17 protein-coding genes are annotated in these 24,316 nt (G+C 71.3%); 6 read left to right on the top strand and 11 right to left on the bottom strand.

Annotated features, from left to right (window positions below; genetic code table 11):
* The 7 genes from ACZ4WV_RS32860 to ACZ4WV_RS32830 all read right to left on the bottom strand — a co-directional run.
* Nucleotides 1-5,294 (bottom strand): acyltransferase domain-containing protein (locus tag ACZ4WV_RS32860; protein ID WP_465752314.1); only part of this gene is annotated, 5,294 nt, incomplete at its 3' end.
* A 913-nt stretch (nucleotides 5,295-6,207) separates the two neighbouring features.
* Nucleotides 6,208-6,663 (bottom strand): hypothetical protein, encoded by a 456-nt coding sequence (locus tag ACZ4WV_RS32855; RefSeq protein WP_465752312.1) that lies wholly within the window; start codon nucleotides 6,661-6,663, stop codon nucleotides 6,208-6,210.
* 808 nt (nucleotides 6,664-7,471) lie between these two features.
* Entirely contained in the window at nucleotides 7,472-9,400 is a 1,929-nt protein-coding gene (locus ACZ4WV_RS32850) for a hypothetical protein (RefSeq protein WP_465752310.1), read from the bottom strand.
* A gap of 27 nt (nucleotides 9,401-9,427) precedes the next feature.
* The gene (locus ACZ4WV_RS32845; RefSeq protein WP_465752308.1) at nucleotides 9,428-9,760 is read right to left on the bottom strand and encodes a helix-turn-helix domain-containing protein; all 333 of its coding nucleotides are present in this window, start codon (nucleotides 9,758-9,760) and stop codon (nucleotides 9,428-9,430) included.
* Nucleotides 9,754-10,884, bottom strand: coding sequence for a tyrosine-type recombinase/integrase (locus ACZ4WV_RS32840; RefSeq protein ID WP_465752306.1), 1,131 nt, complete (start codon nucleotides 10,882-10,884; stop codon nucleotides 9,754-9,756). The genes ACZ4WV_RS32845 and ACZ4WV_RS32840 overlap by 7 nt, the downstream gene beginning before the upstream one ends.
* Nucleotides 10,885-11,050: 166 nt before the next feature.
* Entirely contained in the window at nucleotides 11,051-11,518 is a 468-nt protein-coding gene (locus tag ACZ4WV_RS32835) for a hypothetical protein (RefSeq protein WP_465752304.1), read from the bottom strand.
* A gap of 141 nt (nucleotides 11,519-11,659) precedes the next feature.
* Complete coding sequence (locus ACZ4WV_RS32830; RefSeq protein WP_465752303.1) at nucleotides 11,660-14,344, bottom strand: ATP/GTP-binding protein; 2,685 nt, start codon at nucleotides 14,342-14,344, stop codon at nucleotides 11,660-11,662.
* A 224-nt stretch (nucleotides 14,345-14,568) separates the two neighbouring features.
* On the opposite strand from ACZ4WV_RS32830, the gene ACZ4WV_RS32825 reads away from it, so the two are divergent.
* A complete protein-coding gene (locus tag ACZ4WV_RS32825; RefSeq protein ID WP_465752301.1) occupies nucleotides 14,569-14,862 on the top strand; it encodes a hypothetical protein in 294 nt (97 codons plus the stop codon).
* Here ACZ4WV_RS32825 and ACZ4WV_RS32820 read toward each other — a convergent pair.
* Nucleotides 14,829-16,631: a zeta toxin family protein gene (locus ACZ4WV_RS32820; RefSeq protein WP_465752299.1), complete on the bottom strand. Its 1,803-nt coding sequence runs from the start codon at nucleotides 16,629-16,631 to the stop codon at nucleotides 14,829-14,831. The genes ACZ4WV_RS32825 and ACZ4WV_RS32820 overlap by 34 nt on opposite strands.
* Nucleotides 16,628-17,107 (bottom strand): hypothetical protein, encoded by a 480-nt coding sequence (locus ACZ4WV_RS32815; protein ID WP_465752297.1) that lies wholly within the window; start codon nucleotides 17,105-17,107, stop codon nucleotides 16,628-16,630. Before ACZ4WV_RS32815 ends, ACZ4WV_RS32820 begins: the two co-directional genes overlap by 4 nt.
* 1,442 nt (nucleotides 17,108-18,549) lie before the next feature.
* Between ACZ4WV_RS32815 and ACZ4WV_RS32810 the strand changes: the two genes are divergently transcribed.
* The 4 genes from ACZ4WV_RS32810 (at nucleotide 18,550) to ACZ4WV_RS32795 (ending at nucleotide 22,335) form a co-directional block, all read left to right on the top strand.
* Nucleotides 18,550-19,152, top strand: coding sequence for a replication/maintenance protein RepL (locus ACZ4WV_RS32810; protein WP_465752295.1), 603 nt, complete (start codon nucleotides 18,550-18,552; stop codon nucleotides 19,150-19,152).
* Nucleotides 19,146-19,526 (top strand): helix-turn-helix domain-containing protein, encoded by a 381-nt coding sequence (locus tag ACZ4WV_RS32805; protein ID WP_465752293.1) that lies wholly within the window; start codon nucleotides 19,146-19,148, stop codon nucleotides 19,524-19,526. The genes ACZ4WV_RS32810 and ACZ4WV_RS32805 overlap by 7 nt, the downstream gene beginning before the upstream one ends.
* A 71-nt stretch (nucleotides 19,527-19,597) precedes the next feature.
* Nucleotides 19,598-19,810 carry a hypothetical protein gene (locus ACZ4WV_RS32800; protein ID WP_465752292.1) on the top strand — a complete coding sequence of 71 codons (213 nt, stop codon included), beginning with the start codon at nucleotides 19,598-19,600 and terminating at the stop codon, nucleotides 19,808-19,810.
* A gap of 623 nt (nucleotides 19,811-20,433) precedes the next feature.
* Nucleotides 20,434-22,335: a hypothetical protein gene (locus tag ACZ4WV_RS32795; protein ID WP_465752291.1), complete on the top strand. Its 1,902-nt coding sequence runs from the start codon at nucleotides 20,434-20,436 to the stop codon at nucleotides 22,333-22,335.
* Nucleotides 22,336-22,370: 35 nt separating this feature from the next.
* Here the strand turns inward: ACZ4WV_RS32795 and ACZ4WV_RS32790 are convergent, their stop codons facing one another.
* Nucleotides 22,371-22,925, bottom strand: a complete 555-nt coding sequence (locus ACZ4WV_RS32790) for a site-specific integrase (RefSeq protein ID WP_465752290.1) — start codon at nucleotides 22,923-22,925, stop codon at nucleotides 22,371-22,373.
* A gap of 133 nt (nucleotides 22,926-23,058) precedes the next feature.
* Between ACZ4WV_RS32790 and ACZ4WV_RS32785 the strand changes: the two genes are divergently transcribed.
* The gene (locus tag ACZ4WV_RS32785) at nucleotides 23,059-23,856 is read left to right on the top strand and encodes a DUF6042 family protein (RefSeq protein WP_465752289.1); all 798 of its coding nucleotides are present in this window, start codon (nucleotides 23,059-23,061) and stop codon (nucleotides 23,854-23,856) included.
* A gap of 188 nt (nucleotides 23,857-24,044) precedes the next feature.
* Here the strand turns inward: ACZ4WV_RS32785 and ACZ4WV_RS32780 are convergent, their stop codons facing one another.
* Complete coding sequence (locus tag ACZ4WV_RS32780) at nucleotides 24,045-24,296, bottom strand: hypothetical protein (RefSeq protein ID WP_465752288.1); 252 nt, start codon at nucleotides 24,294-24,296, stop codon at nucleotides 24,045-24,047.
* Between the last annotated feature and the right edge of the window lie 20 nt (nucleotides 24,297-24,316).

The following is a 24,316-nucleotide window of genomic DNA, read 5'->3' as shown; positions in this document are numbered from 1 at the left end:
CCGGTGGTGGGCCAGGTCAGGACGAGTTTGCCCATGTGGCGGGCCTGGGCCATGGTGCGGAAGGCCGCCGCGGCCTCGGTCACCGGGTAGGTGGTCACCGGCAGGGCCGGGATCAGGCCCTGCCCGAGTGCCTGGGTGAGCTGTGCCCCGGTCTCGGCCCAGGGGGGGCTGTCGGGGCGGGCGAGGTCGACGGTGTGGAAGGAGGCGTTGCGGGCCAGCGGCAGCAGGCTGATCCGGGTGCCGGCGAAGATGTCCTTCTTGCCAATCTCGATGAACCTGCCGCCGGGCGCCAACAGGTTAAGGCTCGCGGCCTGGCCGGGCCCGGTCAGCGAGTTCAGGACCACGTCGACTCCGCGGCCGTCGGTGGCCCGGCGGATGTGGTCGGCGAAGGCGAGGGTGCGCGAGTCCAGGACGTGCTCGATGCCCAGCTCACGCAGCCAGGCGCGTTTGGCGCCGGTTCCGGCGGTGGCGAACACCTCCGCGCCGCACAGCCGGGCGATGTTGACGGCCGCCAGCCCCGTGCCGCCGCTGGCGCTGTGGATCAGCACCCGCTCCCCCGCGCGCAGCCCGGCCAGGGTCCGCAGGCCGTGCCAGGCGGTGAGGTAGGCGCCGGGCAGGGCGGCCGCGTCCTGAAGGCTCATGCCGTCGGGCACCGGCATCACCCGCCAGTCGGCATCCGCACACACGAAGGAGGAGGAGGAGGAGGAGGAGGAGGAGGAGGAGGAGAGGGACAATTCGGTCACCAGGGCGGTGACCCGGTCGCCGGGGCGCAGGTGGGTGACGCCGTCCCCGACGGCGCTGACCTGCCCGGCGCAGTCGAAGGCGGTCCTCAACGCGTCCTGGTCCTCCAGGCGGAACTTCTGGTAGACGCCCGCGGCGGCCAGGACGTTGAGGAAGTTGACGCTGGTGGCGTGGACGCGGATCTCGACCTGCCCGGGGCCCGGGGGGTTGCGCGGCGCGGCGAGCAGTTCGAGGGAGTCCAGGTCGCCGACGGCCCCAACCGTCAGGTCGGTGCGGTCGTGGGCGTGGTCGACGGTGCGGCGGCGCCGCTCTACGGGGGTCAGGGGCCGTGGGGTCAGCGCGGCGGTGAAGCGCCGGCCGCCGCGGTAGGCGAGGTGGTCGTGGCTGTCCGGGCAGACCAGCAACTCCCTTGCGGTCTGCGTGGGTGTGGTGTGGTCGTCGGTGTCGAGCAGGGTCGGCGCCAGGGCGGGGTGTTCGTAGCCGAGGGTGCGCAGGGCGCCGCGCAGCCCGGCCTGGGCCAGGTCGGGCACGTCGCTGTCGTGCACGGTTTCGCCGTGGCGGGTCAGGGCCCACAGCCGCACCCGGCCGCCGGTGTCCAGGCCGGCCAGGGCGCGGGCCAGGTGCAGCAGCCGGGTGGTGTTGTCCTGCGCGAGCGCCACCACCCGTTCCCCGTCCGCGGCTTGGCCGGGGGAGGGCAGGAACACCACCGCCGTGCGGGGCCCGCCGGCCGTTTTCAGGGCCTGCTCCAGCGCCGCCTGGGTCTGGCTCGCGGTGGGGGGCAGCGGGTGGGCGGTGGCGCGGCATCCGGCACCGGCCAGGGCGTCGAGGAGTTCGCCGGCCGCCGGGTGCGGGCAGTGGGCGCTGAACAGCAGGACGTCGCTGACCGCCTCATCGGCGCTCAGGCCGGGGTGGGGGAGTTCGGTTTGGCTCCAGCGCACGTCCAGCAGCCGGGACTGGAACAGCTCCTGCGGGCTGTGCGTCGGCACGCTCGCCAAGTCGACGTTTTCGAGGACGGCCGCCACCGTTCCGTCGTCGGACAGGACCCGCACGCTCGCGCGCACGGTGCGGGGGCCGGCCTCCTCCACGACCACGTGATGCCAGCCCGCCGCCGGCAGCTCCCCGTGCAGGCGCAGCTCGCCGATCCCGTTGAGGACGACGGCGCCGCCGGCGACCTCGGCGGCCCGCCGCCACGCCGCGCCAGCGGCCTGGGCGGCGGTGTCCACCACCACCGGGTGGCAGGTCAGCGACTGGGAGCCGGCCCTGGCCTCATCGGGCAGTTCGAACCGCGCCAGCACGCTCACCGGCCCCAGGCCACGGCCGCTGGCGTGCAGGGCGCGCAGGGCGCGAAACGCCGGCCCGTGCGGGGCCCCCAGCACGCTGCCGAAGAAGGCGTAGAAGTCGCCGGTGTCCAGGGGGAGCTCGTGTGCCGCGAGCAGGGCCGGAAGGTCCACCCGCTCCTCGCCCCCGGCATCCGGTGCGCCGTCGGGGTCGGCGGTGGTGGCCTGCTGCAGGCGGGCCGTGGCGTGGCGGGTCCGTCCGTCGGCCGCGTTCCCGCTGAACAGGGCCCAGTCGGCCCGGCCGGGGCCCGTCGTGGTGGCCTCGGCGGCCACCTGCACCGGGCCGGCCACCGCCAGGGCGGCGTGGAATCGCAGATCGGACACCACCACCTGCCCCGGTGAGGTGGCGAACAAGTCGGCGGCGGCCCGCACGCACATCTCCGCACACGCGGCGCCCGGCAGCACGGGGGCGCCGTGGAAGGTGTGGTCGGCAAGCCACGGCAGCCGGCCCGGATCGATGGTTCCCTGCCACAGGTGCCGGCCCTCGCTGTGCGGGTCGGTGATGTGGACGCCCAGCAGCGGATGCCCGGCCACCGCATCGCCAGCGCGGGTGGGCGCATCGACGGCGAGGTGCCGGCGCTCCCAGGTGGTGGGCGGCACATCCACCAGCTGCCCGTCCCCGTACTGCCGGCCGAAGTCCACCACCCCGCCCGCCACATGCAAGGCGCCCAACTGGGCCAGGAACGAGCGCCGCTCGGGGCGCCCGCGCAGCAACGAGGCGACGGCGCCCACCGGCCCGCCCGCGCTGGCGTGGATGGCGCCGGTGAGCAGCGGGTGCGGGTCCAGTTCGACGAACAGCCGGTACCCGTCCTCGTAGGCCGCGCCGACGGCGGACATCAGCCGGATCGGTTCGCGCTGGTTGGCGAACCAGTAGGCGCCGTCGAAGGCCGCCGGCTCGCGGGGGTCCTGAAGGACGGTGGTGTAGTGCGGCAGGCGGGCGGGGGCCGGACGGATACCGGCCAGCGCCTCGGCGAGAGACTCCCGCAGCGGGTCCATGTGCGCGGTGTGCCCGGCCACATCCACCTTCATCAGGCGCACCGGGATCTGCCGAGCCTGCCAGCGCTCGATCAGGGCGCGGACCGTGTCGGCGCCGCCGCCGACCACGGTCAGCCGCGGGGCGGTGATCGACGCCACCGACACATCCAACAGCCCTTCCTCGGTCAGGAGCCGCTCGACCTCCTCGCACCCCAGGGCGACGGAGGCCATCAGACCCCTGCCCGCGGCGGTCTGGATCAGACGCGAGCGCCGGCACATCACCCGCACCCCGTCCTCAACGCTCAACGCCCCCGCGACCACGGCCGCGGTGATCTCGCCCATGGACTGGCCGATGACCGCCTCAGGTTCCACCCCCCACGAGCGCCACATCGCGGCCAGCCCCAGCTGGACGGCGAACAACGCCGGCTGGACGTGGTCGATCCGCACCGCCTCCTCCGGCGCCCGCAGGACGGCGCGCACCGAGAACCCGGACTCCGCCCGGATGAGCGGCTCCAGCTCGTCGATGACCGCGGTGAACACCGCATCAGTGCCCAGCAGCCCCCGGCACATCCCGGCCCACTGCGAACCATGCCCGCCGAACACCCACACCGGCCCCCGCCCGGTCCCGCCCGGCACCACCGCCCCGTGCACCACCTCCTCCCGGTCCTCACCCCGGTGCAGGGCCCGCAGCCGCTCCACCAGCTCCACACGGTGGCCCGCGACCACGGCCGCCCGGTAGTCGGCGTGCGAGCGGCGCACCGCCAGCGTGTGCGCCACGTCGCCCAACGCCGCCCCGGCGCCCTCCCCCTCAAGCCAGTCCGCCAGGCGCCCCGCGCCGGCCCGCACCGCGCCCAGCGCGGCGCCGGACAGCACGAACACCCGCGGCACATCGTCACGCTCCGCCGCCACGGCGGTCGCGGGCGCGCGGCGGCGGGTGGGACGCGGAACGTGGCGTCCCGGGGCCTCCACGATCAGATGCCCGTTGCTGCCGGTGAGGCCGAAGCCGGACACCGCCGCCAGCCGCGCCCCGCCCCGAACCGGCCACGCGGTCATGGCGGTGGGCACGAACAACCGGGATCCGGCCGGATCGATCTGCGGGTTCCACCGCTCGAAGTGCAGCGTGGCCGGCACCGCCCCGTGCCGCAGCGCGGCGATCGCCTTCAACAGCCCGGCCATCCCCGCGGCGCTCTCGCAGTGGCCGATGTTGGACTTCACTGACCCCAGCGCACACCGCCCCCGCCCCCGCCCGTACACCTGGGCCAGCGAGGAGAACTCCACCGGATCCCCCACCTGGGTGCCCGTGCCGTGCGCCTCCACCATCCCCACATCCGCCGGATCGACCTGGGCCTGCTCCAGCGCCGCCCGGTACACCTCCACCTGCGCGACCTCGTTCGTGGCGGTCAGCCGCGCGCCGCGGCCGTTGACGTTCACCGCCGACCCGCGCAGCACCGCCAGCACCCGGTCCCCGCCCTCCACCGCGTCTGCAAGCCGTTTGAGCACTACCACTGCACAACCGTCAGCGCGCACGAAACCGTCTGCGGCGGCGTCGAACGGCCGGCACCGCCCCGTCGGCGACCCCGCCTCCAGCAACGCGAAGGGCATCGACCCCTGCGCGGACAGGACCAGGTTCACACCGCCCGCCAGCGCCACGTCCGTCTCCCCCGCCCGCAGGCCCTGGCAGGCGGCGTGCACGGCCATCAGCGACGACGCACACGCCCCCTCGACCGGCATGCCCGGCCCGCGCGCGTCCAGCAAGAACCCCACCCGGCCCGCCATCGCACTGTCGACAGCGGTGAAGACGACATAGGGGTCCGTGTCGGCCACCCCGCGCTGGACACGCAGCAGGTACTCCTTGGACCAGCAGCCGTAGTACTGCCCCAGCCGCCTGCCGGCCAGCCCCCGCGGCGGCACCCCGGCGTGCTCCAGCGCCTCCCACACCACCTCCCACAACAACCGGTGCTGCGGATCGGAGAACAGCGCCTCACGCTCGTTCATGCCGAAGAAAGCCGGATCGAACTCGTACACGTCCCCGTCCAGGAACCCCCCGTGCGCGATCCGCGCCGCCGTCTTCTCCGGCAGCTCCGCCAGATCGGCGCGCGTCCACCGCTCGGGCGGAACCTCACCCACCACATCCCGCCCCTGCTCCAGCAACCGCCACAGCGCCGCCAGCGAATCCACCCCGCCCGGGAAACGGCACGCCGCCCCCACCACCGCGACCGGGCCATCGGAGGAAACCGACACCACAACCACCACCTCTCGTCCCAAAGGGGAAATTCCCCGGATACGCGCCGGGGCGCACAGAGAGAAAACGGCGCGCCCCCGTTGAGGGTCCCGCGCCCCATCGACAGCGCCCAGTTCAACCAGACCCGGAAAACGGAAGACGGCAAAGAAGAATCAGGAGGCGAAGCATGCCCAGCCGGCCGCGTTCCGTGTCCACGGTCCCCAGCGCGACCACATTCACGAAACCCCTCCAGCCCACGGACGGATGCACACGCAGAAAAAATCACCGGCCACGGCACCGGACAGCCCGACACCACCCGGCGAGGAGCCTCCATCACCCGGCGGATTCACCCGCGCCGGCGGCGGCATGACCATCGAATCCACCCGATGCACCCGTCATCCGCCGACCCGATCACCACCCGGGACGGTGGGCACGGGGAAACCCCTCGGAAAGCGTCAATATCGGCTTCGCGGCCCTGCACGCCGCGACCGCGACGTCCGCCCCTCCTCCAACAGCAGGCGGCTCACCAGCCGGATCCACATCACCGAGCACGACGCCACCAGGCGCCCCACCACGAACGGTCCCCGCCCCGCCAGAACCGGATCGACGGCGACCGCACCCGGCAGGCCACAGCACAGCGCCAGGGCGCCGCACCCGGACGCCGCCAGGCGCCCAGGGACGGCGCCGCACCCCCGCACCCACAGACCCGCCGGCGACCCCGGGGCATGACCGACCGCACCGCACCGGACGCGCCTCATGGACACGAAGGACCATCCGCCGACACCGCGCAACCGTCCGCCGCGGCCGAGGGCCACCACGGACAATCCCGACCGAGCCGGCCACGGAACACGGCCCCCCGCCGCGCCCCGGCCCGCGGAAGCCCACCCGCGGGCCGGGACTCACCGGCTGCCCCCGAAACGCCGGCGGCGAGGACTAGAAGTCGTCGTCCTCGTCATCGTCGTCGCGGTGCTCGTCGGTCAGGTCCAGCGCGAACCACCGGTGCCTCGAGGAGCCGTCGAGCTCGATACGGGCCTCGAGCCACAGCGCCCTCCCGTTCAGCTCCGCGAACTTCGGCGACTGGCTCTTGATCACCACCGCGCCCTTCCAGTGCTGGACGGCACCCGGCCTCTCGCCCCGCTCGCAGTGGAAACCGGCGATCCCCTCCAGGAAGGCGACGTCGCACCCCTCCTTCGTCCGCAGGAGCCCGTTGCCCGTGGCGACCTCCGAACCATCCGGCAGCACCTCCGAGGTGTGCGTGAAGATGGCGAACACCGGGATCCCGGCGACACGCCCCTCACCCGCCGCGGACGCCTCGTACTGCTGCGCTCCCGGCAGCACCCGCTTGGATTCCACCTTCAGCTTCAGCTTGGCGATCTGCTTGACGCCCATAGACTTTCCCTCACTTCCCGAACGAAGCGGACTGGTAATTCAAGTCTGCATAGCCGCGCGCATAAAACAACGCGAAGAATGAGCCCATCATGGACGGCTGATTAGTATGAAAATAATTCGCCCCACCGACGCTCACGCACACTTATGGCGACAAGCCAGCCCCCGCATTCTCGGCCCGGCTTAGCCCTGTCGACCGGGGAAATCCATGCAAACCCCTCCCCGGCTGAAACGCAAGAGACCGGAAACGGCTCGCCGGAAAGATGAACTAGTGTGAGGCGCACGTGTACAAACAGAAGGCGAAGACGTGGTGCAGATGTGAAACCAGGCGCCTAAACGCATCACAGAGACGACGAAGAAACGACCACGAACAGGCCGCCCTCGATGGCCGGAAAGTACCCCCGAAGAACCGGCGGCGGCCGCAACCCTTCCCGGCCGCCGCCAACCTGGGCGCCACCGACGATCTACCGGGCCTATTCGTCTACGCGCGGGAGTGGACGGGCCGCAAGGCCGAACCCGCCATCCCGGCCACGGCCGTGTGATCGGCACTGACCGAGCACGCCCCCTCGCACGGCTGCGGAAGCACCCAAAGGACCGAGCACTTCTGCAGCGGCACTCCTCAGCTCCTCGCCGCGGCCCGGGGTTGCCCGACACGCCGCAGTCCCCCTTCTGAGGTGGCCGGCCGCCGAGCCGCAGGGCGGGCCGACCGGGTACGGCTGTGGGCAAGTGTTGAGCATTCCTCGCTGGTCGCCATGGCGTGTTCCGGGTCGATGCGGAGCCGGAGAGGACGAGCGGCTTCGGGACCTTCTGTCTACGGTGTACGGGCTGCGGCTCGGGCCTCGAGGTAGGCGGTCCAGTCGGTGGCGGCACGGGCGCGCCATTTCACGAGGGTGCCGATGTGGAGGCCGAGTATGGGGGCGAGGACAGCGGGGGGCATGTCTTGGGCGAGTTGGAGCAGAGCGGTGGCCCGGCCTCGGCGGGCGGGGATGTCGTAGGCAGCGAGGCGGCGGGCCAGCGCGGCACCGGTGATGTGGCGCCCAGGCTCGTTGGTGAGGAAGAGCCACCGGCTCGGGTAGTTCAACGCCCATCCCGAAGCCGGTGACTGGGCGGCGAACTCGGTCAAGAGCCGAGTGAGGGGCGCGGGCAAGTGCAGGGGAACACGGTCCAGGAGGAGGACGGTCTCTCCGTCCCGTTCCGCGACGGCGGTGGCGGGCAGGGCGGCAATGCGGGTGAGCTCCAGCCCGAAGAGCAGGAGGAGCGCGCCCGCAGTCCGAACATCCAGCGGCAGGCCGGTGTCGGTCAGGCATTGGTGGAGGACTTCCCAGTGGGAGTCCTCGTCCAGGGCGACGGGGTCGGGCCGGGGCCGGACGGGGACGTCGAGGTCGCGGCAGTGTCCGCGCCGTGCGGCCCAAAGCACGAAGTCGCGGACGTCATAGCGGGTGCTGCGCCCCTGCGCCAGCCACTGGTCGACCTCGTGCTGGGTGACTTCGGCCAGGTCCATCCCGGCCGCGCCCATTGTGGTCAGGAAGTCGGCGGCGGTGTTGATCCTGGTCTGGGCCCAGCGCAGCCGGTTCTCGAAGGCGTAGGCGCGGTGGCTGCGGCGGCGGGCGCGGGGCAGCAGCGACCAGCGGACGTAGGCCCGTAGCAGCAGGGCGTGTTCGGGCTGTCGGGTGGTGACACGGGTCAGGTGGCGTTCGACCCGGATGGGGAGCTCGTCGCGGTCGGGCAGGGCCCGGTGAGCGAGCAGGACGCCGCGCAGATAGTCAACTACCCGCGCACCGGCCCGGTCTTCGGCCGAGGCCAGAGCGTCCAGGTCTTCGTGGGTCACCGGTCGCCCGTCGGCGACGGTGCTGGCCAGGAGCACGGCGGAGTGGGAGCCGCGAAGCCAGTTGAGCGCGGTTGCGGGCTGGTCGCACTCGGCCAGCGCCGTTCGCATCCGGGTGTACTGGTTCTCGGGACCGGCGGAGGCGTCGTCGAAGAGCTCGGCGAGGCGATCGCCTAGCGCACACCGGTCGCACAGGCCGCGAACGATGTACGAGCGGGGGTTGCTGCAGCGAGGGCAGGCGTACGGGTCGTCGTGGCCAGCACAGGGGCCGCACACGCGTACCCCCTTGTGACGGGCGATCATGACCCGCGGCCGCTCGCACCCGGGACAGGTTGCGGGATTGCGGCGGGCTTCGCGATAGCAGGGCTTGCAGACCGGACCGACCGGCCAGCGGACACACACCGGGGCGTTGGTGCCGCAGAGCGTGCACGGTGCGGACGGTCTGGGGCGGCACGTGCCGCAGGGGTCCATCGGGGCGGGCTTGCCGCAGCCGGAACAGGACCTGGTGCCGGCGATCTGTAGGCGGCGGCAGCGGGCGCATGTCTGGTGGGAGGGCCGGGGCCGGGTCTCGCCGCACACCGCGCATGAGCCGACGTTGCCGCGTTGGGCGAGGGTGCCTTCGCAGCCCCGGCAGACCCGGCCGCCGGGTACCACCTGCCGCAGGGGCCGGAGGCGCCCGCAGCGCAGGCAGGCCGGCTTCCGGACCCCGGGGATGCCGAGGTCGGCGAGCGTTGTGATCAGGGCCTGGACCGAGCGCGGCGCGTCCGACGCACCGCTGACCAGCGCGTCGGGGTGCTTCGCGAAGTGCGCCCGGGCGCGGCCGCGGGCGGAGGGGGTCAGCTCGGCGACGATCCGCTCCGCTTTCTCAGCGGCCAGGGCGGGCAGGAACGCGGTGATCCGGCCCGCGAGTTCCACCCACTCCGCAGGCGGGCCCGCGGGCGCTCACAGGCCCTCAGGCCGTTGCACCCGCACCCGCCGCACCGGGGGAACAACGCCCGAAGCGGTCTCGCCCGTGGCGGTCGGCCTCGCGACCTGCCGCCGGACCTCCTTCACCTCGATCAGGTCCGCCGGAGAGCAGTCGAGGATCCCGCACAGCGCGGCGAGGACCTCCATCGACAGCCGCTGCGGCGACTGGGTGACCAGCCGGTACACCTGCTCGCGGGAGAGGTGGACGCCGTACTCGGCCAGCTTCGGCACCAGGTCCGTGGTCTGGTACATGTCCTGGCCGGCCATCAGCCGCCGCAGGTTCCACTCGAACCCCATCCGCTTCAACACCGTGCTCCCGTCCCCTTTCCGCTCATCCGCTCCAGGCGCCTGGCCATCGACGCCTCCAACAACCGGTTGCGGTACTCGTCCGACACCCACGTGTACAACGCCGTGGTCGACGCGTAGGCGTGGCCGACCTGCTGCTGGACGAACCGCTCCGGGTACCCAAACTCGATCAGGTGCGTGATGTAGGTGTGCCGAAGGCAGTGCAGCTCCAGCTCAGCCGGCAGCCCGGCGTGCTCGCGGATCGCCGCGAAGACCTCGTCCAGGCGCCGTACCCCGAGCCGCCCGCACCGCTCCGTCACCCACAGCGCCGGATGCCCGCCCGGGCAGAAGCCGCCGCGGACCTCGTCTACCCACTCGGCAAGTACCGGGACGATCCAGTCGACCTCCGGCACGGTCAGCACCGTGCGCCGCTTGGGCGGACTGCCCCGGGATGCCTTGCCGAACCGCACCTCCAGCGCGCCGAAGCGCCCGTACTGCTTCGCCCGCGGGTTGTGCCGCAGGTCCGGCAGGTCCAGCATCGACGTCTCGCGCCGCCGAGTACCGTAGGCGTAGACCTGCTTGATCATCACCGCGTCCCGCCAGGCGGCCAGCAGCCCCTTGCGGCGGCGCCTGCGCTTGACCTCGACCACGTCGTCGGCGGCGTCGAAGAGCGTCTGCAACTCGTCGTAGGTCAGCGCCCGCCGACCGGGCCGGCCCTCGAACTCGGCGACGTGGTCGGCGGTGTTCCAGTCGTGGCACACCTGCACCGGGACCTGCCCGAACGCCTCCTCGCACGCCGCAGCCCAGCCGTAGCGGCCGTCGCTGACGAAGGCGCAGAACATCTGCAGGTCACCCTGCTGCCCGCGAACCGTCGAGTGCGCCAACGGCGGATCGAGCGAGAGCTGGTGGGAGAAGTACGCCTCGACGTCCTCCGGCGTCCAATCCCACGGGTATGTCGCGGTGAACAGTGCGAACCGCCGCACCAGGCTCAGCCGGTCATCGATCGTCTTCTTCGCCAGCAGCCGGCTCCGCTGCTGCTGCTCCCACCCGCGCAGTATCGCGTCGAACATCGCCGGGGCGGGGTCCAGAGCCCGCACATTCCCCGGCACGACCAGCCGGAACGCACCCGGCACATCGACAGTCCGCAAGGCCACTCCTACGGTTGCACCTGATGCAACATCGTGGCGTCAGATCTCCATCAGGCCAGGCCAAACACCCCGCCATCACCTGAACGAAGGACAGCCCGAGCCCTGTCGGGCCAGGTCAAAGCCGTGCCCGCCCCGTGCGGAGTTGATGCGGCAGACGCAACTCCGCCTAGTTGGCGCGCCAGGCCGCCGCGAGGGGGACGACGTGGTCGATGTCGAGTTTGTTGGCGTCGGTGAACGTCAGGCCGTCGTAGGGGCTTACCCAGCTGCCGGAGGTGGGCTTGCACTGGGTATCGGCGACCACTGACTGGCCGTCGCGTTTGAGTACGGTCTCGCGGGTGTCGCAGGACTGCCCTTGCGGGGCCCAGTGCGGGAAGCGGTCTCGGGAGTATCCGGTCATGGGACGGGCCTGGGCGACCGTCAGCGCCGCGAGCTCGGTCCGCGCTGTGGAGAGCGCCGATGGCTGAGGCCCCGGCCACGACCCCGGGCCGGCCGGGGCAGTAGCCGGAACGGGCTTCGCTTCAGTGCTGTGGCCGTGACCGGCGGACTTCGAGCAGGCGCCGAGCAGCGAGCCCGCCAGCAGCACCGCGCTGGCGCTGGCCGCAGCCCGCTGCAGGGACCGGGAAGACAGACGCATGGGCGACAGCCTGCCGTCCCCGACGACAGGTCACCAAACCGGCGCGCCACTGCATGTACGTGGCCTTCACCGCATCAGCTTGCCGGTAGACAACGACTGAAGCGGCCCTGGCCGCCGGACCCGGCGGCCGAGCCAGCCCTTCTACGGTTGTGCGATCACGGTCTGCCGGGTCGTGACCAGGGCCCGCCACCTGGCGCGGACCGTCTCTTCGGCGTCGAGCCACTGGGTGCTGGACGGGGCGGCCAGCGCTCGGCCGGCCATGAAGTGGGCGATGTCGGCGTAGTAGGCGTGGTCGCCGCCCTCGGTGAGGTCGCGCAGGCGGGCGATGACGGTGGTGAGGGCGGCTTGGTCGTCCTGGACGGCGTGGTGGAAGGCGAGGGCGAGGGCGAGGGTGGCGTGCTGGTAGGTGATGCCGGCGGTGGTGATCTCGGCGTCGAGGGCGTGGGCGCGGTTGGTGGTGTCGGGGTGGCCGGCGTCGCTGAGCATGGTGGCGATGTGGACGGTGAGGCGGGTGGCGGTGAGGGGAAGGCCGTCGAGGTACTGCTTGGCGCGGTCGATCTCGGCGGTGGCGTGCTCGGGGTGGGCGAGGGCGGTGGTGAATGCGAGCTGGGCCTGGGCGGTGGCGCGCTCGCTGGCGGTGTCGTGCTGTTCGGCGTCGGTGACGGCGGCTCGGTAGGCGGCGATGGCGCGGTCGGTGTCGGCGTGGGGCCACCACACGTCTCCGGTTACGCGGTGCTGACGTCCGGCCCAGCCGAGCTGCTGGGCGGTGGCGAGGGCGGTGGGGAAGTCGCCGCTGACGCGGGCGAGGTGGGCGAGCCCGCGGCGGGCTGCGGGGGCGAGTCGGGTGGTGCCGGCGGCGACCTGCTGCATGCCTTCGCGGGAGGCGCTGGTGCGGCCGAGGTCGCGGTGGGCTTTGGCCCGGTAGTAGAGCGCCAGGTCGGTGAGGTCGGCGGGCAGCAGGCGGCTGTCGAGGACGCGGGTGAGCCGGTCGGCGGTGCGGGCACGGTGCTCGCGCTGGCGGGAGGCGAGCGCGGAGAGCGTCTCCACCAGGGCGTCGGCCGGGGTGCCCAGCTGGGTGGCGTCCTGGTGCTGTCGGTCGTCGGCGGGAGGGGCGAGCGGTTCCCAGACCTCGTCGGCGACGTAGTCCCAGGCGCCGTCAGCGAGCCAGCCGAGGCCAAGGCGATGATCACGGGCAAGACGCAGGCCCTGGCGCAGGCAGCCGATCAGCAGCGCCCGGTCGTCGGGGCGGGTGGCGTGCTGTTCGCCGAGGCCGGCGAGCGCACGGTCGGCGGCGCGCTGCCAGTCCTGCTCGGACCAGCGGTCGTCGGTGCGGTCGGCGCCGCGCAGGGTCGAGCGGACCAGGGCGTGCAGGTGGTACGGCCAGATCGCCGCCCGGTCCTCGATGACGAGGGGGCGCTCGATGAGGCGCAGGGCGGGCGCGTCGTGGCTCATGCCGGCGGCCCGGGTCGCCAGGGGGACGTCGAAGGCGTCGAGGAGGGCGGTGGCCCGCAGCACGTGGCGCTCGTCCGGGGTCAGGTCCTGCAGCGTGCGGGCGACCAGGACCGGGAAGTCGGCCTCGAAGTCGGCCGGTTCGGGCGTGCGGGTGCGGCGGATCTCCAGGTAGCGGAGCACGGCGAGGTCGAGGTAGAGCGGCAGGCCGTGGGACCGTTCGGCGATAACGGCGCGGATGTCCTCGGGGATGAGGGGCCGGCCGTCGGGGGCGGTGAGGCGGCGGGCGAGGTAGTCCTGGCGGTCCTGCGGGCTGAAGTCGCCAATCAGGAGCTGACGCCCGATGCCGGCCGTGCCGCAGGGGGCGGCGGTGCGGGCGGCGGGCACGAGCGGGTGCGGGTCGGCGGCGAGTCCGGGCCAGGCGGCGGGGCCGGTGTAGTCGAGCTGGCCCTGCAGGGCGGGGTCGGCCCATTGCAGGCGGGAGCGGCTGGTGATCACGAACAGTGCGTTGGGCACGGTCCACACGACGTGCTGGATGAGGCGCTCGAAGTCGCGGTGGGTGCGGTCGCCGACGCTTTCGAAGCCGTCGATCAGGACGATGGGCACGACGGCGTGCTTGGCGGGCAGCCGGTCGATCTCGAAGGCGAGCAGGTGGGGGAAGTAGGAGAGCGTCTCCAGATCGGGAGAGGCGGCCAGCAGGTCCGCCAGGCGGGCGCAGCCGGCCAGGGCGCGGGCTGTTTCGCGTCGCTCGCGCAGCGCTGTCACCAGGGCGGCGGCGACCTGGCCGGCGGCGGAGCCGACGAGTCCCGGCAGGGCCAGCTGCTGGGCGGCCTCGCCTACGGCGTTCTTGATCTGGCCGGGCAGGGCTTCGCCGAAGCGGGCGGCCAGTCCCCGCCGGCGCAGGTACTCCTCCAGCGGCTCGCCGGGGTGAACGGAGTCCCAGTAGCGGCGCAGGGCCAGGTCAAAGGCCGGAAGGCCGCGGCCGACGTGCCGGGCGAGCGCGAGGCGCAGGGTGAGGACGATCTGTTCGAAGTCGGTTCCGGCGGAGCGGGACAGGTCGATCCTGACGGGTAGGAGGCGCGGGGTGGCCGGCCAGGCCAGGTCTTCCCACTGCGCCGGCCGCTGCGCGGAGTCTTCGAGCGCGGCCTCCAGCTGTCGGGAGAACGTGCTCTTGCCGATTCCGCCGACGCCGTGGAAGACGAGGACGTTGCGGCGAGGCGCCTCCAGGTCCTGGACGCTGAAGCCGGGGCCGGTGATGTGGGCGAGGTGCTCGGTGAGCGCCACCGACACCGTCTCCCACTGGCCGCCCCGATTGACGAACGCCTCGTCCACCCGCAGCCGGTCGTTCGAGCTGAACAGCGCCCGCAGATCCGCCACCTGTCGTCTCCCCTCCCGCGATCTGACCTGGTATCAACCTACGCGTTGTGGGCGGTGACGGTCAGGAGGGCCCGGGCCGGGGCCGCCCTCCGGTCGGTCGGCGGGGGATTGTGCGGTGCTTTTCCAGGGCGCCTTGAACCGGTTGCGCTCCGGCGTTCTGGCGGCGGGCCATGTCGTGTGAGACTGGGGCCGCCAGCATCGTTCCAGCCCAGAGGCGGTTTGCCGTGTCCGACCCTCGTCCTGAGGACCATGCCGACGCCGACGCCTTCGCGCTGGCTGAGTACGGCGGGGAGGTCCAGCAGGCCGTGGACGCGGTAAGCGCCGTCGTGACCTGGTGCAGCGAGGAGCTTGTGGCCCAGAGCCGCCGACCGGTCCCCAATCCGGCACAGCTGGAGGACGTCCGGGCGATCCACCGCCGTGCGCGGGTGGACCTGGCACGCGCGCAGGACGCGGATCCGCAGGAAGCCGCCGAGATCACCGCCGCCTACGTCGCCCTGCTGCGCGAGCTGAAGGGCTGACCGGCCGCCCGCACCGCGGGCAGCGCACCCGGCTGTGGCCGGGCGACCTGAGGTGCCCTCATCCCTTCCGGCAGCAGCGGCCAGGCGATCGCCGAGACGGCGTCGAGCTCGGCGCGGTGACGCGGCAGCGCCCGGCGCAGCGCCCGCTGCAGCGCGACGAACCGGGCCGCTTCTGCCACGGTGTACGGGCGCGTCCGTTCGGCGGCCAGCGCTGCGGATGCGCCGGCCCCCTCGCCGAGGAGCCGGCCGTCGCGGTTCACGACCCGCACCGCGGCGACGGCGGGGTGCCCGTCTGCGGCAGCGGCCACCTCGCCCGTGGCGGTGTAGCCCACGTCGTGCCGGGCGGCGGTGGGGAAGGAGACCGGGATGTCGATCTCCAGGGCCCGGGCGTAGCGCAGAGCCGTGCCCTGGAGGCTGTCGGACTCCCGCACGGCCAGGACCACGAACTCGACCCGGTAGCCGGACTGGTGGAATGCCTCGGCTTCGTGCAGCAGGACGGAAGCGTTGGCGGGGACGGTCTGGATGACGACGTCGCCTCGCTGCTGGCGCACGTCGTCCGCCGCCCGGGAAAGCCAGTGCGCGCAGTCCGCGCGGACCGCGTCGTCGGCGCCGCGCGGGTCCTGCTCCAGCAGCGTCCGGTAGTCGGGGTGGGCGGACTTGAAGTCGTCGCCGACCAGGCGGGCGGTGCCCGGGCGCATCGCGCGCCGCACCAGGCGGGAGACCTCGAGCTTGTTCGCGCCGGCCTGGCCTACCACGTACACCGCGACCGGCGACTCCTGGGGGAGAGCACGGAGACCGGGGGCGATCAGCTCCTCGTAGATCATCCGGTGTTCGGCGGCCGAGAGCCGGTGGTAGTCGACGCCGGGCGCCTTGGTGAGGGCCTGGGCGACGCGTCGTACCGGCTCGGCCAGCGCGGCCGCGCGCTCCACGTCCCGCTCGACCGCCAGGCGGTGGTCCTGCGTCAGGCGTCCGTCGTACAGACGCCGCGCGCTGCCGGCCAGGCCACCGCGGAAGCGCAGCGTCTCCGGCGCGCTCCACGGCCGCGACCGCTCGTCCCGGACCGTAGCCGCGGCCGCGGGCGGGCGCAGCCACACCCCGCCGGCCAGCTCGTTGGCGTACAGGACTTCGGCGGGCCGGCGCACCACGGTGACCCGGTCGGCCAGCCGCTCGGCCTCGATGACGGCGAGGGTGTCGAGCATCCCCGCGGCACAGGTGTCGTGGTTGTCCCATGCGACGACCCGGCCCGGGCCGGGCGCCTGCCGCAGGTAGCGGTCCAGGATGCCGAGCTGGCTCAGCGCCTCGGGGACAGCAAGCACCGTGACCTCGAGCCGGTAGCGGGCCGCGCGGTAGGCCGCCGACACGGCGCGGAATTCCTGCGGGTCGGCCAGCGCGCTCTCCACAACCGCGTCCAGGCGCCGCTCGCGCACATACTGCTCGACGGCGGCCTGCCAGAACCGTGTCTCCGCGCGCACCCTGGCACCCGCGGTTCGCACGTCTTCGGCGAGCAGAGCGGCGTAGAGCCGGTGTGCCTGCTTGTAGAGGTCGCGGCCGATACGCACAGCGCCGCCCCGGCGTGCCAGGGACGCCTGGACCAGGTCGGCGAGCAGGGTCTTGCCTGCGCCGGGCTGCCCGGCGACCAGCACCGCCACCGGGTGCTCCTGCGCGACGGCTTCCTGGGTGCACGCGGGCAGGATCCGGCTGGCGAGCACCTCGTGGATCTCTGCCTCGGGCAGCAGGAACGGGCCGTCGGCTAAGGCGCGGCCGTTCACGCGTTGCCGCCTTGGCCGGCGCCCTCGGCCTGGGGAACCGGGGCTGGGATGGGGCGGCCCTGCTCGGCGCACCACGTGGTGAAGGCCAGGATGGAGCCGCCGAAGTGGGCGTCGACGATGCGGTGGACGGCCGCCAGGTCGTGGCCGGGCGCCCAGCTGCCGCGCACCCGGGTCCCGCAGCCGCAGGCGCAGTCCCGCAGATCGGCCTCGTCGTCGAAGTAGGCGACGGGATTGCGGCTGTCGGTGGGGACCGGGTCAGGCCCTCCGATGTAGCGGTCGTGGACGGGATCCCCGCTGCGAAGGATCCGGCTGGTGAACGCCCTGCGGCCGTCGCTCTCGTCGGTGATCCACGTGTCGATGGCCAGCACCATGCGGACCCGCTGGTCGCAGACGACCACGGCGTAGCGCTCGCGGTCGGCCCGGGGGCCCACCCGCCACCACCCGGACGCCGCGGCCGCGGTCTCGGCCTCGCTCATCGTGGGGTCCCAGCCCGTGAGCCGGCGCTCGCGCAGGTAAGGGTGCTCTCGATCAGGGGTCGGGACGTACCGGCGGGGGCCGAGCCGTAGGCGGATCATCGTTCCTCAGGTGGAGAGCTGGATTGATCGCATTCTTAATGCCGGTCAAGTTCTACCACTTCCGGGCTATAACTCAAATCCCGGGTCATGGTTTACGCGCAGGGGCGTTCCAGAGCTCAGGCGCCAGCGGGTGAGGGCAGTGGTGTGTCCTGGGATGCGCTGGTCGCCAGCGGTCGACGAGATCCGCTGATCACGGTGCCCGGTCAGAATGGGGCGGATCCGTCGTAGCGGCATCGCCCGGCGGACAGAAGCCGATCAGCTCCACCGCTCGCTACGATCGAGCCGCGCGCTCAAGCGCGTTCAGGAGCACCAGGTCCGCTTCCCCCTTGGCCGCCGCGAAGGACAACACGTCCGGCTTCGCGGCCTGGGCGAGCGCGGCACCAGCGCGACGAGAACGGCGACCTCTACGGCACCGTCCACATCGAGCCCTGACCGGCCGGGACCCGGCCTCCACCAGCTGCCGCGCCCTCCACTTCGCTTTTCCCCATCCCGGGCCCGGGCGCCGCCTGTTCTCCCGGGCCACCGGGTACGGGCGGCAACCGGGCCACCATCGCGGTCCGCCGGATCCGGGCCGGGCCAGGCGCGGCGTGCTCCGCCCCCGCACCCGTGGCCAGCGCCCGGCGGCGCTGGACCCGCCATTCTGCCGCCTGCCCTGCGCCGCCGGATCCGCCGTCAGGGCCGTGGCCGGCCCCGCCGTCGGCCCGCCGCCGCACCGGTCACGCCGAAGACGGCGTGACCTGGGCAGTTGCCATCGAGCAGGCGGTCGGTGCCCATGCCCAGAGGAACCTTGCTGCGGATCCGTCCTGCACGGAGTTCCTCCTGCTGCCACCACCGGTTCGTGGGCCAGCCGAAACAGTGCCCGCACGTATCCCTTCCCATGTCGCCACCTGCCGACTTCGGGAGGGCTGGCCGTCACCGCTGTGTGACCCGAACGGATCGCCTGGCACGGAACCAGGAGCGGCAGGGAGCGGGCAGCAGCTCATCGGAGGAGACCTTCGGTAGGCAGCGGTGAGCCCTTTTTATGTAAGAGGGAATCCGGGTGATCATGCCCCTGACCTGCAAACTTGGAAAAACAAAGGTATAGCTACGCCGACATTACGCGGGCTGTTGGGTCACTGAACGCCGACATTTGGACCCAATGTTTCGCAACCTTGCGAAACATTGGGTCGACGAGACGCGACACCACCGGGGCGCTCGCATGATCATCCGACCTGGCCGCGCGATCCGGCCTACGGCTCCCCCGATCGCCGCCACGACACGTGTTTCGCACCCGAGCGCAGCATCCTTCGCAGTGCTGCGAAGAACGTGTAGCGTGCTGTCGACACGAGCAAAGGATCACGGTCTTGGCACAGGCAGAGCGCGACAGCACCCGCAGGCAGGCACCCCAGCGCACCCGCCAGCCCAGACTTCAGCCCGCCGGTCCCCAGCACCAGCGGGACCTCGCCGCCGAGATCGTTCGCGGCTACGCCGGACATCTTCCCGACGGGATCTACGAGGCCCGCACCCGCTTCTACCGTCGCGCACCCCACGAGGTCCTCGGCGCTGACGGTTACGCCCTCCTCAGCCGCTACTTCGCCCGCTACGTCCTGCCCCAGGCCCTCATGTCCGGGGAGATGACCAAGCTCCAGTGCGCGGTGCTGTCGAACATCGTCGGCCGAGCCGAGCGCGGTGTCTGCCATGCCATCCAGCGCGAGATCGCCGATGAGGTCGGCACCAGCCGCTCCAGTGTCAGCCCGGCCCTCAAGCACCTCGCCGCCCGCAACTACATCCGCAGCGTCGGCAGGGGGGTGTGGCAGCTCAACCCGCTCATCGCGTACAAAGGCAACGGGGACGAGCAGCAGGCGTTCCTAGCCGAACTCCGGGCCCTCGCCCTGGAGAACGGATTCCCTGACATCATCGGGCTGGCATCCGCCAAGACCGGGGACAAGGAGTCGACAGCATGCTGATGGTCACCGACCTGTTCGGGATGCTGCGGCGCCTCGAACTCACCCCCACTGCGACGAACGTCCTGTCCGTCATGGTCGAGCAGCAGAACCCTGGCGGCGTCGTCCCGATGACCCAGCAGGACATCGCCGAGGAACTCGGAATCCTCCCCTCAGTCGTCAGCCGCGGAATGACCCTCCTCGTCGAACGCGGCCTCGTCCTGCGCAAGGGTTACCGCTACCGCCTCCACCCCGCCATCGCCGGCTACAGCTCCGAACTCGAGATGCAGGCCGCTATGGCCCGCGCCGCCCGCGAAGGCGTTCCCCCCATCCTCATCCCCGACTACCAGGCCGCCCCTCCCAAGGCAGGCCGCACCCGGCTGCGCGCGGTCGGCTAACCGCCTGTGTCGGGACCCGGCCGGTGATAGCGGTCTGGCCTACCTTGGTCTGGGCTGCGAGACTGGTGATCATGACTGACCGTCGCAGCCTCTCGCTGCCCGCCTTCTCCGACCCTGCCGCCGACGCGCCCCTGCCCGCCCAGTCTGGCATGCGCTGGCTGCCGGTCGAGCAGGGCGCCGACTTCCGCCAGCCGCCCAGTGAGACCGTGTCCGCACCCACCCCGGGCCGCCGCCGCCTCTCGCCCGGCGGCCTGACCTTCTCCGACCCGGACCGGCAGATCTGAGCGTCCCTGGCCGCCTCGCCGCAGGTCTGTGACCTGCGGCGGTTGACTGGTGAGCTCGCGTGTTGAGGTGTCGCGTATTCCCGGATGGACATGGTCTCTTGTCACTCTGGGGCAGGTTGCCGAGCGGCGGACGTGCCCGCCTACGGTGATGCGCCGGTTGTCAGGGTCGATGTCGGCCTGGGAAAGACATTGGATGACGCCGCCGGTGGCGGAACGGCGACCGCAGGACCACGACCTGGCTCTCCTGCTGCTTGCCAGCGGCGGCGTCTCTGGTCGCGATGATGTCCTCGCGGTGACCTCCCGTAGGTGGTCATAGCGGCCGGACCACTCCAGCAGCACCGGCTGGATCTCGGCGAGAGATCGGCGCCGGGGCCTGGATCCGCTCCTCGTCGTAGTCGAGCGCGGCGGACCTGGCCGGCTTCCTCGCTGAACAGGCGATCCGGTGTGGTGGCGCCAACGGTGGCCGCTGCTGATCGTCGGCGCGTTGTCCGGGACCCAAACGAGTGGTCACGAGACCCTCTGACCGTCAAACGGCATCTGATCCATCCGTATGCGATCTCATGATGTCGGGCGGGCGCCTTCCGAGTGTCCGTGACGAGTTGCCCGCAAGGAGCCCAGGAACAATGGAAGTCAGCAAGCGGTTTGACGTCCTCGCGCTCGACTACGCCATGGCCCGCGAAGACGAGCGGACGTTCTTCAACATCCAGGTCGCCGTCGCGGCGCTCACGGTGGCACTGCTGGCCGGGCTCGCCGCGTTCCTGAGCGACACCTGCCAGCTGGCTCTGGCGAAGGATTGTAAAACGCCCCCATCGGCCCTGCTTGCTGCGGCTCCCTCTATCCCCCTCGCCGCACTTGCCCTGATGCAGATTCTAGGCACTTCCGCAGCCCTGCGCAGTTACTACATGAGGGCCTTGGAGAATGAGCTCAGGCAGTACGCGATGACGCCGCTGCCCGAGCTCGGACCGGTCGCCGAGATTCGGTCGCCTTCCTACGCGGGGCTGTTGGCCGAACTGACGACCTTGCGAAGAGGGAGGAGCGGGTACCGGGTCCTCGCGATTCTGATCATGCTCATCACGTTCTTCGCCTTCGCGAGCGGGACCGTATACATCGCTCTCAAGCTCGATGAGCGCTATCGCTTCTCCATGCTGATCGTGTACGGCATCGCCTTCGGTTTCCTGGTTTTCGAAGTCGCCTCCATCACTCTCGGCGCGCGGAGAATGTTCATCCGCATCGCCCGCCGTTTTGCCCGCCAGCAGGACTACGGGCTCTTCCAGGGGACTTCCCTGGAAGCAGACGGCGGCCGGAGTCTCGCTGCGTATCTGCTGGTGCCGCGTCCCGAGGACTGGGTGAAGTGGCTATTCATCCCACTGGCCTTCGTCACCACGTCCTGGGGACGGGGACGCGACTTCTACTGGGAGAACATGTTTCTCGCCGTGCTGGTCGCCGAGTTCCTCGTCTACTCGGCTCGGTACCAATGGAACGACATCCGCGGTCTGCAGCACGACAGCAGCCATCCGTTGAGCGTTGGTCGCCTGCGGCTTCCCCGGGTCGAATCACGCAAGCACGCGCGGTTCGTCGTGTACTCCAGCCTCACCGTCGCTGCGCTTCGACTCCTGGCAGCCCTGCTGGTCGGCCTTGCGCTGGGACGCGCCGTAAATGTTCTGATTCTCATGGCGGTGGTCTTCGGATTCGCCATTGGGTACGAAGCCCTCCGCAGTTGCGAAGACGGACATCCTGCAGCCGCACTGTCCCTCTGGTTCATCGTTGGTGTGGGCTACGCCATTCGCTTCCTGGTAGGGGCCTTCGCAGCATCGGAGCCGCCGTACAGTCCGTATTCCGTTCTCGCTTCGTTCTACTTCTACTGTTTCGGCGGCATGTTCGTCCTGATGACCTGGCTGCTCGAGGGAACCAGCTTCTGTCGCGCGACGTCCGACGACAGCTGGTACATCCCGCAGGGGGCGCTCCAGGGAAAGACTCATGTGCGACTTCTCCTCTCGTACCTCAAGTCGCCCCACGTGGACCACCTGTCCCTATTGCAACTTCCAGGCACGGCACCAGGCGTGGTCTGCGGTGAGCAACGGGTTCTGGAGGACAGTCGGAATCTGAGAACACTCCTGACGCCGTGGAACGTCGCCTTCCTCGGTGCGGTGGTCATGTCGGTGCCCAGCGGAGTGCTGTTGGTGGGTGGACGGCTTGAACCGCTACCGACCGCGGCTGGCACGCTGCTCGGACTTGCTGCGTGTTGGGTGGTGATGATCGGGTCTCGCGCGCTGCAAGTGACTGTCACTGTGAGTGGAGCCGCCGCATTGGCTCTGATCCTCACCCGTGGTCTGGACATCCGGCCGGCAGATGTTCTCGTGGTGGCTCCATGGCTGCTCTCTACCGCCACGTACATCACCTTCAGACATCAGTCATACGTCGAGCTAAAGGGCTTCGCGAAAGGTATCGTCGGAGCGCTGAAAGCGAAGCTTCTGCGCATCGTTGAGAAGATCATCGGCGAGGACACCTGGCAGAGAATCAAATGACCTCCGCCTCTTCGTGCCCCAGGGGGCCGGAGTGGTCACCGCGAGTGGTCGCCGGGTGCGTACCGGCTCCAGGGAGCGCCGACCTCGGTGGCGACGTAGGCGGTGGTGGCCTGGGTGTAGCCGAGTGCCTTGGCGACGACCGGGGGTGGTGCGTGTTGGAGGTAGTGCCGAAGGGCTGTTACCCGGGCTGATCGGGGGGAGATGCCTGCTGCCTGGAGGTGTTCGCGGAGGGCGCCGGGGCTCATCGGTTGTCCGGCTTGGCGGCCGGGGAACAGCCAGTGGGCGCTCCGGGGGCTGGCCCGGTGTAGTCGTTCGGCGGCTTTGAGGTGTGTCCGGATGAGGTCGGCGACGGGCTCGGGGAGCAGGGACGGCGGGTCGCCGCAGGCGATGAAGATGGTGGAGCCGTCGTCGGTGATGTGGTCCGTGGTGAGGCGGACGAGCCGGGCGACGGGTTGGGCATAGAGCAGGACGAGGGCTGCCGGGATCCGGGTGCGGAGCGGCAGGCCGTCGTCCTGGAGGACGCGCCGCAGATCCGTCGCCCGCCCGGCGTGGTCGAGCGAGGCGTTCCTGCTGCCGACGGCCTGCGGCACGTGCTTCAGTCCTGTGACGCCGCACCGATGAACGCCCAGGACCTCGACCGATCGCCGACCCGGGCGGTTCGGGAGAGGACCAGCGGCGGCGTAGCCTACGGTCAAACGGCGTACCCACGATCTTGGGGGAGCAATGGCCGAGACGGCCTCGCTGATGGACTGGTCGGACGAGATGCGGGAGGAGCACTTTCGCCGGGCCGCGCGAGGAGGCTGGTCCAGGATCCGCCCCATGGCGGCGATGATGCTGCTTATCGGCGCCGTCATGGAGGGCGCGCCCTTCACCCGCGAAGAGCTGGGACCGTTCGTCGCCACGAAGGCCAACCCGGCCGGCGCCCTCACGCACTCCTGTTGGGACACCGGCGACGACCTCGACGAGGACGACCTGGCTGCCCTTCCCGACCAGATCGCCGAAACCACCCGCTACGCCGCGCACTACGACCTGCCGCCGCTGGAGACCATCGACGACGTCATCACCCTGCTCGTCGCGGCCAAGGTGCTCCACGAGATCCCGGACAGCTCCGGCCAACTGCGCCTGCACCCGGCCCACCCCCTGCCGTTCCCCAGCGACGTCCTGCCTCTGAGCGCCGAGGAGGAGCAGGTGCAGCGCGAGCTGAGGATGAGCCTCATCTACTCCGACGACTCGTTCGAGATCATCGGCCTGTTCGAACCGGAAGGGCGGCGCCTCGAGGAGGTCACCACCAGCCTGCAGCGCCTGGCCCGCGTCATCGACGGTGATCCCCACGACGCCCGCCAGGCGGTCCTGCTGCTGCTCAACCAGGGAGACTTCACCGCCACCGAGGACGTCACCGCGATTCCTCCGCACAAGGTCTTCCGGCTGCGGTGCGACTGGGAGAAGTTCGACCAGAGCCGTATTTCCATCCACGGCGTCAACGACGATGGCCAGATCGTCGTGACTCTTCCGGAGGACTGACACGACTGAACGGGCGGTCAGCACGGCCGTTGGCACCCGCAATCGGGCCGTCCCAGCCCTGCCCTACCGGCGTCTCAAGGTGTCCGTTTCGAGCGCTTTGCTGGGACGGTCCTGGGACCGTCCCACCCCGTTATGCCTGGTAGAAGTGCCTGCGCGCGAGCTGGGACAGGGGTAGGACAGACTGCTGGCTACCGGCCGGGTGCGGCGTCCTCGATGGCGGTGAGCAGGCGGGCGTGGACGGCACCGGCGGCCTCGCGGGTGGCCGGGTCCGGGTCGTCCAGCTGCGGGGCGATCAGCTCGACGGCCGCGGCGAGGACCGGCACCGGCACGGTGGCCTCGCGCAGGTGGAGAAGCTGGGCGGTGGCCCGCTCGCTGGGAGTGGTGACCCGGGACTGCGGGATGAGGGTGTTGAGGCCGCGGGGGAGCTGACTGCTGGTCATCGGCCCATTCTCCCGCGTGT

Source organism: Kitasatospora sp. NPDC029312, from assembly GCF_055569215.1.
The sequence above is the reverse complement of the archived record's forward strand: the minus strand, read 5'-3'. Positions and strand labels throughout refer to the sequence as shown.

Excerpts from the sequence above, each read along its gene's own strand:
- ACZ4WV_RS32855 (WP_465752312.1), bottom strand. The coding sequence starts at position 6,663 with ATGGGCGTCAAGCAGATCGCCAAGCTGAAGCTGAAGGTGGAATCCAAG.
- ACZ4WV_RS32835 (WP_465752304.1), bottom strand. The coding sequence starts at position 11,518 with ATGCGTCTGTCTTCCCGGTCCCTGCAGCGGGCTGCGGCCAGCGCCAGC.
- ACZ4WV_RS32815 (WP_465752297.1), bottom strand. The coding sequence starts at position 17,107 with ATGAGCGAGGCCGAGACCGCGGCCGCGGCGTCCGGGTGGTGGCGGGTG.
- ACZ4WV_RS32805 (WP_465752293.1), top strand. The coding sequence starts at position 19,146 with ATGCTGATGGTCACCGACCTGTTCGGGATGCTGCGGCGCCTCGAACTC.
- ACZ4WV_RS32800 (WP_465752292.1), top strand. The coding sequence starts at position 19,598 with ATGACTGACCGTCGCAGCCTCTCGCTGCCCGCCTTCTCCGACCCTGCC.
- ACZ4WV_RS32795 (WP_465752291.1), top strand. The coding sequence starts at position 20,434 with ATGGAAGTCAGCAAGCGGTTTGACGTCCTCGCGCTCGACTACGCCATG.
- ACZ4WV_RS32785 (WP_465752289.1), top strand. The coding sequence starts at position 23,059 with ATGGCCGAGACGGCCTCGCTGATGGACTGGTCGGACGAGATGCGGGAG.
- ACZ4WV_RS32780 (WP_465752288.1), bottom strand. The coding sequence starts at position 24,296 with ATGACCAGCAGTCAGCTCCCCCGCGGCCTCAACACCCTCATCCCGCAG.